The organism is Shewanella sp. Scap07 (genome assembly GCF_013394145.1).
GTDB classification, from domain to species: domain Bacteria; phylum Pseudomonadota; class Gammaproteobacteria; order Enterobacterales; family Shewanellaceae; genus Shewanella; species Shewanella waksmanii.
In genome coordinates, this window is the sequence record NZ_CP041329.1 from 562907 (window position 1) to 576585 (window position 13679).

The window sequence follows — 13679 nt, forward strand, 5'->3', positions numbered from 1 at the left end:
TTACGTCCTATTAGTTAACCTTGATATGCGTTGCTCTATGGCATCTACGTCCGCCACAAGCTCATCGATTCTATCACTTAAATGGATAAATTCGAGTTTATGCGGTGCTAAGCGGTATTCTTCGGTGGTTAATTGCCCTACATGGTCACGACTTTTGACAAAAACTTGCGTTAAGGTCTGCTTAGCCTGCGAAAACCCGTGTTGCAACAGGTGGGTGGGGGCATCACCGAGATACTTGGAAATAGGCTCCGCGAGATCAATGTCGATATTCTGCAATAGATGACTGAAGGTTTGCAGTAAGTTTAAATCGCCTTCAAGTCGCAGCTTATCTTGTTTGATGAGTTCAGTAAGATTAGCGCCTTCAGTAAGCTGGTATAAGGTGGTGATATCGGCATAAACCGTGGTGGTCACGTCACCGGCATAGCGGCTGTAGACTTGAACGTTTTTCGAGAAAATGAGATAGATTGGCCAATCTAATTGGCTTAACTGCAAGCAAAGCACTTTGCCATGAAGCGTATGCGACTTGGCATAGGCTTCATGGGATTGGGTTAAGATTTTATCGAGCGCAGTTTCTATAGCGCCACAGACCAGTAAAGATACGTCGCGTTTCATGGTTAACCCAATATTACTGCTCAAATTAGAACTTGTAGCCTTTGTGAAGGGCGACAATACCATCGGTCATGTTGGTGTATTCCACCTGCTCGAAGCCCGCTTCAACCATCATGCCCTTAAGGGTTTCCTGGTCTGGGTGCATACGAATCGACTCAGCAAGGTACTCATAGCTGTCTGCATCTTGGGTGATTAATGCGCCCATTTTTGGCAGAATTTTAAAGCTATACATATCGTAAACCTTACGCATCACTTCGTGCTGAGGCTTAGAGAACTCAAGGATAAGTAACTTTCCGCCCGGCTTGAGTACACGTAGCATGGAACGAATCGCCGAATCTTTATCCGTTACGTTACGCAAGCCAAACGCGATAGTGATAATGTCAAAGTGATTGTCTGGAAATGGCAGTGCTTCGGCATTGGCTTGGACGTAGTTCACGTTACCTACCACGCCTTTGTTGCGTAGCTTTTCACGGCCTACTTTAAGCATTGAATCATTAATATCAGCCAATACCACTTCGCCCTTAGGGCCAACAAGGTGAGAGAACTTTGCCGTTAAGTCACCAGTACCCCCGGCAAGATCCAATACTTTCATGCCCGGACGTGCGCCGGCAGCTTCAATAGTAAAGCGTTTCCACATACGGTGAATACCAAATGACATCACGTCATTCATAATGTCGTATTTTGCAGCGACAGAATGAAATACGTCAGCAACCAGATCGGCTTTCTGCTCAGTGTCGACAGTTTTATAACCAAAATGTGTACTGTTTTGTGGACCCTCAGACATCTATGTATTCCTGTATATGGCAAATGTAAGTAGCGAGTGTATGTGATTGATACACCCTACTGAATCTGTTGTCGGTCACATTGTGATCGAAGTTAATAAAAACCTTAACTAGTTTGAAAAAATGCGGCTTAGCGCAGAGTTTCAAATTTTTGGACTGCGCATTACATCATAGAAACGTGATAAAGCCAATCCGGTTGATGGATAACTGCGTGCTAGCCTAAATATTGGCAAGCGTTGCGGCCTTGAATGTAAGCAAATATCAGTTCGCTGACACTTTGTCCCACCTCTCTATAGCCTGCATCAACGCCCGCAGCATGGCATTGTGGAGCGCCTTCTGCGAGGTGCAGATAATGGGCGCCAGTTTCATTAGCCAGGCGATACACATACCTCAGTGCATCCAGTAAAGGTATGCCTGCTGCGGTAGCAGCGCTGCTTGGCATATTGGTTATGGCATCTAAATCTAACTCAATCGCGACGGGTAACTGACTGTCTTTGACCATGCCGACAATCTCATCCAGTGCTTGATTAAGGCTCAACTCTTGTCTTACCCATATAGATTGCAATGAATGCCAGCTACCACCAAATGCTTCCAATTGTGCAAATGTCTGCTCGCTATTTTTCAATTCATGTAGTCCTAGTACATGATAAAACCCCAGTGCCCCAGACGCTGCTGCGTAGCTAAAGCCATTGCCACTATGGCGCCCTTCACGGGGGCGGAAATCTGAATGTGGATCTAAATTGACCGCGGCTACTTTTTTCGCTGTTGCTTGCTTAGCGGCAGTCAGTAGGCCGAAAGCATTGTTATGGCCGCCACCAATCACTATAGGTTCAAGTCCAGCACTGAATATTGGGCTGAGCGCTTGAATCACTAATTCATCTAGCTGCTCTACTGCATTACGCAGCGCATCAGTATTGAGATCACTGCCAACATGAATAGCGCTGGTATCAAGTTGCCCGGCAATTAAAATCTGACTGCCATCTAAAAAACGGTTAGCTTGCAAATTCACAAATTGCGCCATGCTCGCATTAAAAGCATCATTGGCTCCGCCGCGACCTAAGTTCGCTCGTGGGCCAATATCTTCACCAATACCAATAATAACAAACCGAATACCTTGCGCTTTGGCTTGTTCTAGGGCTGCAACATAGCTGGCAATATCGTCAAAGGCGCATGGGAATGTGCTGAGGGTTTGACCGAGTTTTTGTTCACCACTTCTAGGGCTAAGTAAGGTATTAACTTCGTGGTCGGTAAAAGGTAAAAGTAGTGGCATAGTCACAAATTATCTTGAAAGGCTAGATAGCGGTATTGTGGCGGATCTGCACGCTTATGTGCAATTGAATCTTATCTTGGCGCTCATTTTTGAAACCACTACCTACTTACCTAGTTGTAAAAAAAGAGTTTTTTGGCTTTGATAGTGATTTACCTCATCGAGGTTGTTACTATTGTTTGCTTGCAAGCAGGGAAAATTGTACGAGGAAAGGATGCTAAGAATAGTCATTATTGTGTGGTTATTGTCGATAAGTGCGACAATACAGGCACAACCCCTACCAGTTGAGGCCTTTGGGTTATTGCCGCAAGCAGAGCAGGTAAAACTTGCACCTAATGGTAACCAATTTGCTTTTATTTTCCATAATAAGGGTAATAGCTACTTAGGTATCAAAAGCCTTGGTAGTCATGATGTTAACTACATACTCTCTACTGACAATCAAAAGTTCAAAATAAATTGGTACGTGTGGGCCAATGACGAAGTGCTATTGGTAAGCGCGAGCTACCCTATTGATAAAATGGGCGTAAAATATTCCGAATCTCGATTGTTGAAGGTGATTGCCAGTGGCGGAGAAAAAATTCGTACCGTTTTGAAATTGAAAGATGGAGAACATCGACCGCAATTTCAGGATACCATCATTGATATACTCCCCGATGAGCCCGACCATATTTTGATGGCCCTAGATTTGAAGGCGCCCAATCAACCAGACGTATATAAGGTGAACATCAACTCCAGGCTTAAACGCAAGTTGATTCAAAAAGGGCGCTCAGGGATTAGTTATTGGATAACAGATCAACAGCATAGACTCAGACTTGGTTATGGTATCGACGACACCAAAGTGTTTTTTCGTCTCTATGATATCGATAGCAAGGAGTGGCACAGAATCTGGGAATATGAATTATTTGATAACCCAGATATTACCCCGCTAGGCTTTGGGGTTGACCCTAATACCTTGTATATCCGCGCGCTGCATAATGGCCGTTACGCCATCTTTACCGTTGACTTGGCTAAGGCTGATTTGCCACGTGAACTGGTTTATGCCGATGAAAACTATGACGTAGAAGGGTCACTGATTTATTCTAAGAAGACTAAAGAGGTTATCGGAGTGCGCCATGGTGAAGCCGCTAACGGTAAAGTGTTTTTTGATGAAAAATATGCACGCTTTCAACAAGCCTTAAATAAGGCGATTCCCGATGCCTACAACAACATCATGAGTTTAAGCGCTGATGGAAACCGTTATATCTTGTACACCAGTAACCCACGCTCCCCCGGTGCTTTCTACCTTGGAGACCGCAAAGCTAAAAGTCTTGACTATATTCTTGATGAATACCCGCTGTTAGTGGACCAGCCGTTATCTGATAAGCAAAAAGTGGTGTTTAAGGCCCGTGATGGTCTTGAATTGGAAGCGTATGTCACTCTGCCGCCAAGCAACGTAAAGGCTAAGCAATCAGCATTGGTGATCCCCCATGGCGGACCAATGGCGAGAAACTATAGTGGCTTTAACTGGTTCAGTCAGTTCTTTGCCAGCCGCGGTTATACCGTGATTGAACCCAACTTTCGAGGCTCATCGGGTTATGGTTTCGAGTTTCAAATGGCATCGATTCAGCAGTGGGGCGGGGCGATGCAGCACGACCTTGCTGATGCAGCATTCTGGTTAGCAGAGCATTATCCCATTGATAAAGATAAGATCTGTATACTTGGGATCAGCTATGGTGGATATGCCGCCATGCAAGCTGCGGTGACGCAACAACAACCATTTAAATGTGCCGCCAGTTTTGCAGGGGTCTCAGATCTAGAGCATATTATTAGAAAAGCGCGCAAATTCACTAACTATAAAGTCGTTAAAAAGCAGCTAGGCGATGACTCTGATAAATTAGAACAGCAATCCCCGGTTAACTTTGCTAAGCAAGTTAATATTCCTATGCTGTTAATTCATGGCGATAAAGATAGAATCGTGGATGTTTACCATAGTCGGGAAATGTTTGATGAGCTGACTGATTATGATAAAGATGTGGAGTATTTAGAGCTAGAAAATGGCAACCATCATTTAGAAATAGAGCAAAACCGGATGGCCACGCTAAAAGCATTTGAAGCGTTTTTGAGTAAACACTTATAGTAAAAATCATCGTGCAAAAAAAGGATGACCAAGCTGTGAGAAAGCCGTCATCCTTACTGTTTTTGCGGTTAGATTAGTCGATATCTAACGGATCTTGCGACAGGATAATTCCTGTGTTGTCTGCATAGACATGGTCGAGTGGTAGGAAAGTGACGCCACCAAAGTTAACCGGAATCTCTAACTCGCCAATGCCATGGCCATCAGCGCCAACCGGAATAGAAGCTAACGCTTGGATGCCAATATCGCAATCTTCCAAGGCATCAACATCGCGCACTGCACCATAAACGATAATACCTTCCCAGTTATTGTTCACTGCTATTTCAGCTAAAGAGGCATCAATTAATGCGCGGCGTAGAGAGCCGCCACCGTCAATCAGCAGCACACGACCTTCGCCTTCTTGCTCTAATACATCGGCAATAAGGCCATTGTCTTCGTGGCATTTGATTGTGCTAATAGAACCACCAAAAGAGCTACAACCACCGAAATTACTGAACATGGGTTCGACAACATCGACTGAGTCTAAGTTGCTATCGCAAAGTTCTGAGGTGTTGTATTCCATAAGTCATACTCCTGTTGAAAGGCAATCTACTGAGTTTTCGCAGTATTTCTTTAATTACTGCCAGTATATAAGCGTTTCTTAAAAAGAAAAGCGTTATCAATCACGCTATGGCCGATCCACCCTGAGTTTTGCCTCGATGTTGTTAACTTTTACCCACTGGTGTTTAATTGGGCAAAAAACATGATTTAGGTCATTAAATAACGTATTTTAATTACAACTTAGTTGATCGTTTGTTAGAATGTTTGCAGTCTTGAATTAACTTACTCGCTTTAGGGGCACGGATCCCCCAGTTAGCTTAGGGATGGCAGAGGGCCTCGAAAAAGGTGCCTTATGGAAGCTTCAACAATCGAACTCATTGGTTATTCTGCGTCAGTGATGGTGGCTATCTCGTTAATGATGAAAGATATCATCTGGTTACGTTGCCTTAACTTTACTGGTTGTACACTTTTCGTTATTTACGGAGTCTACATCTCAGCATGGCCTGTAGCGGGAATGAATGCCTTTGTTGCCTGCATTAATATCTATCATCTCATTAAGTTGTACCGCGAGCGTTCACATAAAGCCGTCGCCACGGCGTAAAGACTGTCACAAAACTTTAGACTGCCTGTCACCTCGGCGTCACGGTCATTTTTTAGGCTCTCAACTAATAACTGCAATTAGTTGAGAGCCTTTTATGTTTGAGTCTGTCGCCAAGCTTGATAGACACATATATTGCCAAGTAACTCAAATTGGCTTACGCCATGGGTTGCGTCCACTCGCCAAGCGGATCTCATCGACCGGTGATGGGCCTATGTATCTCTATATCAGTACGGTACTGTTACTGCTCAGCCACCAAGGTGAAAACTTCTTCGGTTTAGCCCTCGCGGCTTTTATGTTGGAGCTACCGCTGTACTTTTTGCTAAAAAATAGCATCAGACGAATTCGCCCTTGCCACGCTGCTATGTCAGATGAGTTTGACGTGCAGCTAGCCGCATTTGAGCCATCAGATAAGTTTAGTTTGCCTTCAGGTCATACTGGTGCGGCGTTTGTCATGGCTACCGTGGTATTTCTGATCTATCCAGATTGGAGTGTTCTAGCCTTTGCTTGGGCAGCAGTCATTGGCTTGTCTCGCATTATTTTAGGGGTACATTACCCATTAGATATCCTTGCCGGTGCGCTATTAGGCATCACTAGCGTCTATCTTGCTTTTCCCTTTCTAGCTTCATAATCAGGACTGTAACTATGCGTATATTGTACGGTGTACAAGGGACGGGTAATGGCCATCTAAGTCGCGCCAGAGTGATGGCTAAAGCGTTGAAGAAACATAACGTTGACGTCGATTTCTTCTTTTCTGGTCGCCAAGCATCACAATTTTTTGATATGCAATGTTTTGGTGACTATCAAGTGCAATCCGGGCTGACCTTTGCTACCCAAAGTGGTCGAGTGAGTGTGCCCAAAACCGCAATGCAGAACTCGCTGCTGGCGTTAATGAATGATATTCGCGCCCTCGATTTGAGCCGCTATGATGTGGTACTCAATGACTTTGAACCTGTTTCTGCCTGGGCGGCTAAACGTCAGGGGATCCCCTCAATTGGTGTGAGTCATCAAGCGGCATTGAAATTTGCGGTGCCTAAAGTTGGCGACAACTGGTTTAACGACATGTTGCTGAACTATTTTGCCCCAGTGGATATCGCGCTAGGTTGTCATTGGCATCACTTTGGTTTTCCTATCTTACCGCCGTTTGTTGAAGTTGATGGCGATGTCAGTCATTGCCTGCAAAAGATCATTGTTTATCTGCCTTTTGAGGCGGCCGACGATATTGTGGCGCTATTAAGCCCCTTTGATGATTATCAGTTTGCAGTGTTTCATGGCAGTGAACCTAGTCAGGCGCCGCCCGAACATATTCAGTGGTCGGGTTTTAATCGCGATGGCTTTAAACACAAACTGGCCCAAAGTGGTGGCGTGATTAGCAGCGCTGGGTTCGAATTGGCAAGCGAAGCGCTTACTTTGGGCAAAAAATTGTTGGTGAAGCCACTACATGGCCAGTTTGAACAGCTTTCAAATGTGGCGGCGCTAGAGCTACTCGGCGCCGCAGACAGTATGACCTTTCTCGACAGCCAAGCATTGCGGCGCTGGCTTAAGTCACCCATGCCTGCGCCAATCGATTATCCGCAAGTGGGAGATTCACTGGTACCTTGGCTATTGCAAGGGCGCTGGCACGAACGTCAGCAATTGTGTGATTCGCTTTGGGGACAGATGCAGTTACCTGAAAGCTGGCGCAAAAAAAGTCCGTAGTATTGGCTGAATCAAGGGGCAGTCTAACCAACTGAAAACTGCATTAAATCGGCTTTTTTTTGGATAATTACGCGAATAAAGGCTAAATTGACCAAATGTTATTCTTTCAATAGACTAAATAGTATTCAAGGATTGCCTTGAACTATAGGGAGATAACATGAGCGTGCAGGGGAACGGCAAGCGTAAACGGTTTACCATTCGGTTTACCGTAGTAGGGATATTTGTATTGGCCACCTGTATGACGGCCGCCATCGCCATCGGTTTGCAGTATTACTTTTCTCACAAGATGGCCACCGAGTCTGCATTAAAGCACTACAACCAAGCGGCAGACAGCACCAGTCAGTACATTACCCAAATCGATATTCAGGCCAATAACGTCGCTAAGCTGCTCGCCAGTGTTGATAACCTAGTGATCGACGGCAACTTCAATCCCGAAGCCTATAATACCTTTGCAGAAGTGATGACCATTAACCCACTGTTTTATGCCATATATGTGGGCTTAGCGGACGGCAGCTTTTATGAGTTGATCAACCTTGATGCGCATCCGATTGTACGCGCCCAGTTGCAAGCGTCGCATTTAGACCGCTGGGTGGTGATCACAGTAACCGAAGACGGCGGTGAACGGATTCAGAATTATCAATACTTAGACAGTGAATTTAAGCCGCGCACCAGTCATCAACAAGTAACAGAGTACGACGCCCGCCTGCGACCGTGGTTTAGCAGTGCTTTGCGTGACAGGGTGAACAAAACCGAACCCTACTTGTTTCAAAACCTGCAAGCACCGGGGCAAACTTACTCCATCAAACTGCCCGACTCGGGCGCCGTATTAGCGGTTGATATTGCCCTGTCTACTTTAAGTGATTACCTCATTTCTCAAGGCGATCAAACTCAATTAGAAAGCTACTTGTACAAAAACAGTGGTGAGCTTATCGCTTCAAATCGCCAACCGCAGCTCAACACTGTATTGCCGCAGAGCCAACAGCTTCTGCTAAGTGTCGAGCAGCAAGCTGTTGTACTCAACACCGGTGAGCTAATGGTGTCCAACGAGAATGATTGGGCGCCCATTGACTTTACTATTTCGGGTGAGCCTCAGGGCTACAGTATTGACCTGCTGAAAATGGTCGCGGAAATGACTGGGCTGCAGTTTAACTTTGTTAATGGCTATACCTGGAACGAGCTGGTTGACAGTTACATGCTGGAAGAGCTCGATATGCTGCACTCCATTATGCTAACTGAGCAAAATGAAAGCCTAGGTGAATTTACGCAACCTTTTCTCGATTTACATTATGCGGTCGTCACCCAGCCCAACGAGGCCGAGGTGACCCATTTAGCACAACTTGAAGGCAAGCAGCTAGCCATACCACGGGGATGGTCGATTATTCAGGTGATTAAGCAATCATTTCCCGCGATTGAAATCGTCGAATTGGATTCTACTCAAGCCATTTTGTTAGCCGTTGAGGCCGGTGAAGTGTTTGCTGCACTAGATAACAGCATTATTTTGCACTATACCGCTCAGAGCTATTTTATCGATAATTTGCAGTATCACGAACAAGTGAGTTTTGGTGACCAAGTGCCGCCGACAGGCCTTTACATGGTGCTACAAGGCAAAAACACCCCGCTTATTCCCATACTAAATGCCGCTATAGACAATATTTCTGATAGCCAACGTCGTGCACTGGCGGACAAGTGGTTTGCTAAAGGCGATCAAGATAGTTTTAAACCACAAGGAACCGTGCCTTACGAGCAGTTAATTGCGATTGCAGAAGATGAGTCTCAGCAAAACCAGCTGATTAAAACCCAGCTAAACGGCGTTGATACCTTTGTTTATGTCACTTCGTTTGGTAGCGAACAAAGTGGTGAAAAGTATGCTGTGGTTGTGCCGGCAAGTAAGCTGTTTGCCTCCAGTGATGAAAAAATTCGCACTTCAATCCTGATCACCGTCGCTTGTTTATTTATCGTCATGCCCATCTCTTGGCTGTTTGCCTCGCCCATCATTCGACCCATCAATGCCTTAGCGGTTGAAAATGAGAAAATTAAGCACCGCCGATTTAAAAGCGTTAAACATATAGAGACCAATATTGCTGAAATTGATGAGCTGGCAAGTTCAATGGTGTCTATGTCATCGTCGATACAGCAATATGAAGCCGACCAGAAAGAGTTAATGGAGGCCTTTATTCGCCTGATTGCACAGGCGATTGATGATAAGTCTCCCTACACCGCCGGACACTGTAACCGCGTACCTGAACTGGGCTTAATGTTAGTGCAGCAGGCATCGGACAGTGACCTAGATGCGTTTAAAGACTTTAAAATTACCTGCGAAGATGAACAGCGCGAGTTTCGGATTGCCGCTTGGCTGCACGATTGCGGAAAAATCACCACACCTGAACATATTGTCGATAAGGGCAGTAAATTAGAGGCCATCTATAACCGCATTCATGAGATCAGAATGCGCTTTGAAGTGCTAAGACGCGATGCCCATATTGACTACCTACAGCAATTGGCGCAAAACCCTGATAACCGCCAACAACTCGATACTGAGTTGCAGGCGCGTTACCAGCAACTTAGTGAGGACTTTGAGTTTATCGCTAACGCCAATGTGGGAGGCGAGTTTATGAGCCAAGCACATGTCGACAAGTTACAGCAGTTGTCTCAGCAAACCTGGCAGCGTCACTTTGACGACCAGCTCGGCCTCTCTCCGGTGGAAGAGCTGCGCTATCAACAGGCATCCCAGCCGCTGCCGGTCACTGAAATGCTGTTAAGTAACAAGCCAGAACATATTATTAAACGTGATTTTCCGGTGGAGTTTGATGCCAAATTTGGCATTAAAATGGAGGTGCCAGAACACCTTTATAACCAAGGTGAGCTACATAATTTAGCGATATCCCGCGGTACCTTAACCGCCGAAGATCGCTTTAAAATTAATGAACACATTACCAGTACCATTAAGATGTTAGAAAATCTACCGTTCCCACCAGAGCTAGCGCGGGTGCCACGCTACGCATCTACCCATCATGAAACGCTAAAAGGGACTGGGTATCCGCGTAAGTTGAGCGCAGATGATCTATCGATACCAGAACGGGTCTTAGTTGTTGCAGATATTTTTGAAGCACTCACCGCCGCAGACAGACCTTATAAGAAAGCCAAACCTATTAGTGTCGCGGTGGATATCTTGCACAAGATGGCACTCGATCAACACTTAGATATGGATTTATTTAAGCTGTTTCTCAGCAGTGGCATTTACCTCGACTATGCCCATAAGTTTTTAGACCCCAGCCAAATTGATGAGGTGGATGTTGATAAATATTTGCAACCACTGCCAGTGGCCAAAAGTGCCTAACTGTTTGGTTTGTAAAGGGGGGATAGGTTACCCATGGTTTGATGGGATATATGTTTCCCATGATCTGATGGGTATGGCAGATTTTCGCCTCCAGTGGGGGATGTGTTTGATGGTAGCTCTCTTTATTGATAATTATTGCCTGCAGCAGGCTGATGTGCAGATACTGCTTCGGGACGCTTTGCGCCATCCATGGCCGCTTAGCGAAAACATCCATGTTTTCGATACTCTCAGTCGCATCTGCACTGGATTACTTGTTTCTTCGATTTAGCTTCATTTGCCACTCGAGGCTTATTGCCTAGTACAGTAGATTAATCATAGTTTGATAGGTGTAGCAGGAGTTCGACGCTTCCTACGGGGAATGTATTAGAAGGTGGTGACCTTCATTGGTCACTATTGCCTGCAGCAGGCTGATGTGCAGATGCTTTTTCGGCTCGCTGTTAACCCATCCATGGGCGCTCTGCGACAGCATCCATGCTGTCGAAGGCCTCAGCCGCATCTACACTGGATGATTAACTTTCTTCGATTGAACTTTTGTACGTAGTAATGTGCTAGTTTAAAGAATGAGGAATGGTTTTTTGAAATAGGTAGTGTCTTCAAGCTAAATAAAGTTTACTCTGGCTACAAATATTCAACTTTGAATATGACTCTGTTTTATAGGGAATATTTTTTTATGTCAGTTGATTTAGTTGAGCAGCAAATACGACGATTTCTTGCTTCAGATACACCTGAAGTTCTTGCGATAAAAGGTGGGTGGGGAGTTGGAAAAACATATAGCTGGGATAAGTATATAGAGGAGTTTAAGGGGGAGTGTGCTTTAAACTCATACTCTTATGTGTCTTTGTTTGGTATTCACTCTATTGATGAAATCAAGAAAGTTGCTTTTCTAAATGCTGTTGATACAAAAAAAGTTGGAGAATCACCTAATATTAAAGGTTACTCGAGTAAAGTAGCTGAATTGGTTAAAGATAGTAAAATTCCCTATCTAAGTAAGTATGTTGGGGGAATAGGTGGTTTTATTGAGTCCGTTTCTCAGTTAGCAATGAATAAGACGATTATTTGTTTTGATGACTTAGAACGCCATAGTGAAAAAATATCAATTAAGGACTTTATGGGCCTTGTTTCATATTTTAAGGAACGCAAAGACTGTAAAGTTGTTTTACTGCTTAATGAGAACGTTGATGATGAAACTTTTGAAGACTACAAAAAATACAAGGAAAAGGTTGTAGATAGACAGCTGCATTTTGAACCAACTGCCGAACAGTGTTTCGATACAATGTCGGAAGGCTACAGCATTGACTTTAAAGAATACATTCGCGATTGTTGTGTCGGTTTGGCTATCAAGAACAAAAGGGTGATCAAAAAAGTACTTGAACACGTTGATGATTTTTTAGGCTTTGTTGATAAGTATGATGAAGAGCTTAAAAAGCAAGTAATTCATACAACAATAGTTCTTGCTTGGTGTTATTACTGTAATGGAGCTGATAAGGAGTCTATTCCGGAGTTCCAATTTGCAGCTCAATCAGGTTTAAGAAAGTCAAATGATAATTTGGGATGGACTGAAGAAAAAACTAAACAGTGGAATACTCTTCTTGAATCTTATGGATACATATTTGCTGATGAAATTGATTTGGCCGTTGCAAAGGGAATTGAGCAAGGCTTTTTAGATCATGAATCATTAGTCCCATTGTGTGACCATAGACAGCGTGAAATTAATATTAGAAAGGAAAGTAAAAAGTGGGACGAGGCTTGGAATATTCTTCACGGATCTTTTGATGACGATGAAGAAATTGTGGTGGAGGCGTTGGAGGCGGGAATGAGAGATATTGCTTCAACTACTTCATGCTCCCAATATGCAACAGGCCTAAAACTTCTAAGAATTCTAAGTCAAGATGAAAAATCTGATGAGCTTATAAATTATTTTATAACGGTAAGAAGTGATAACCCTGAAATATTTAATGTTGATAGTATTATTACAAATCCTTTTGGAATTGAGGACGAAAAATTTGTAGTAAAGCTAAGAGAGGCATATTTAGAGCTCAAGCCAGAGCCTACTGTGATGGATATTCTAGAGTCTAGAAAAGATTCTAATAGTTACAACTTGTCAGAAGTTGAAGTGCTAAATAAGCTCTCATCTGAGCAATTTGTCCAGCTATTTAAAGGCTTTAAGGGTGAAGAGTTAACCTCTTATATAAGAGCTTGTATGCTACTCTCATCCGGTAGTAAAGAACTGGCCGAAAAGGTTGGAGAAGCGCTAAATGAAATAGCAGCCTCTAGCTCGTTAAATCAATATCGAATGGGTAAGTTCCGTTCTCGATAACTTTTTAACTTTAGTAAGTGTCGATGATATGTTGGGTCAGGGCAAGCATAAATTTATGCCTTGCGCCTTTCCAATCATAAGGCCCACTTCGAAGAGACAATTAACCCAGTGCAGATGCGGCAGAGGGCGTTGGTGGCATGGATGCCACCGTCGAGCGCACATGGAAGTGCTTGCAGCGACCCGAAATAGCATCTTCACATACCCCGCTGGAGGCGAAATCCTGAAGCCACCCATCAGGCCATGGATAATCCCACCCCGCTGGAGGCGAAAACCTGCAATTATCCATCAGATCATGGGTAAAACTCTCCCCGTCGTGCAGGCGAAACCCTGCCACTATCCATCAGGCTATGGATAACCCCATCGCTGGCTAGGCGAAAACCTGCAACAATCCATCAGGTCATGGGTAAAACTCTCCCCG

General features: G+C 44.4%; 10 protein-coding genes. 6 read left to right on the forward strand and 4 right to left on the reverse strand.

The window, feature by feature from the left end; translation table 11 throughout:
• The 3 genes from FLM48_RS02580 to FLM48_RS02590 all read right to left on the reverse strand — a co-directional run bounded on the left by FLM48_RS02580 (nucleotide 1) and on the right by FLM48_RS02590 (nucleotide 2661).
• Complete coding sequence (locus tag FLM48_RS02580; RefSeq protein ID WP_179023249.1) at nucleotides 1–612, reverse strand: SCP2 domain-containing protein; 612 nt, start codon at nucleotides 610–612, stop codon at nucleotides 1–3.
• Nucleotides 613–637: 25 nt separating this feature from the next.
• Complete coding sequence (gene ubiE / locus FLM48_RS02585; RefSeq protein ID WP_028772792.1) at nucleotides 638–1393, reverse strand: bifunctional demethylmenaquinone methyltransferase/2-methoxy-6-polyprenyl-1,4-benzoquinol methylase UbiE; 756 nt, start codon at nucleotides 1391–1393, stop codon at nucleotides 638–640.
• 212 nt (nucleotides 1394–1605) lie between these two features.
• The gene (locus tag FLM48_RS02590) at nucleotides 1606–2661 is read right to left on the reverse strand and encodes a formimidoylglutamase (RefSeq protein WP_179023251.1); all 1056 of its coding nucleotides are present in this window, start codon (nucleotides 2659–2661) and stop codon (nucleotides 1606–1608) included.
• Nucleotides 2662–2872: 211 nt separating this feature from the next.
• On the opposite strand from FLM48_RS02590, the gene FLM48_RS02595 reads away from it, so the two are divergent.
• Entirely contained in the window at nucleotides 2873–4774 is a 1902-nt protein-coding gene (locus FLM48_RS02595) for a S9 family peptidase (RefSeq protein ID WP_179023253.1), read from the forward strand.
• A gap of 73 nt (nucleotides 4775–4847) precedes the next feature.
• Here the strand turns inward: FLM48_RS02595 and rraA are convergent, their stop codons facing one another.
• On the reverse strand, nucleotides 4848–5333 hold the full coding sequence (gene rraA, locus FLM48_RS02600; protein WP_179023255.1) for a ribonuclease E activity regulator RraA: 486 nt from the start codon (nucleotides 5331–5333) through the stop codon (nucleotides 4848–4850).
• 330 nt (nucleotides 5334–5663) lie between these two features.
• Between rraA and FLM48_RS02605 the strand changes: the two genes are divergently transcribed.
• The 5 genes from FLM48_RS02605 (at nucleotide 5664) to FLM48_RS02625 (ending at nucleotide 13261) form a co-directional block, all read left to right on the forward strand.
• Complete coding sequence (locus FLM48_RS02605; RefSeq protein ID WP_028772788.1) at nucleotides 5664–5912, forward strand: YgjV family protein; 249 nt, start codon at nucleotides 5664–5666, stop codon at nucleotides 5910–5912.
• A 94-nt stretch (nucleotides 5913–6006) separates the two neighbouring features.
• Nucleotides 6007–6540 (forward strand): phosphatase PAP2 family protein, encoded by a 534-nt coding sequence (locus FLM48_RS02610; RefSeq protein ID WP_028772787.1) that lies wholly within the window; start codon nucleotides 6007–6009, stop codon nucleotides 6538–6540.
• A gap of 14 nt (nucleotides 6541–6554) precedes the next feature.
• Nucleotides 6555–7607: an MJ1255/VC2487 family glycosyltransferase gene (locus FLM48_RS02615; RefSeq protein ID WP_028772786.1), complete on the forward strand. Its 1053-nt coding sequence runs from the start codon at nucleotides 6555–6557 to the stop codon at nucleotides 7605–7607.
• 157 nt (nucleotides 7608–7764) lie between these two features.
• The gene (locus tag FLM48_RS02620; protein WP_179023257.1) at nucleotides 7765–10944 is read left to right on the forward strand and encodes an HD domain-containing phosphohydrolase; all 3180 of its coding nucleotides are present in this window, start codon (nucleotides 7765–7767) and stop codon (nucleotides 10942–10944) included.
• 670 nt (nucleotides 10945–11614) lie between these two features.
• On the forward strand, nucleotides 11615–13261 hold the full coding sequence (locus tag FLM48_RS02625) for a hypothetical protein (RefSeq protein WP_179023259.1): 1647 nt from the start codon (nucleotides 11615–11617) through the stop codon (nucleotides 13259–13261).
• Nucleotides 13262–13679 lie beyond the last annotated feature (418 nt).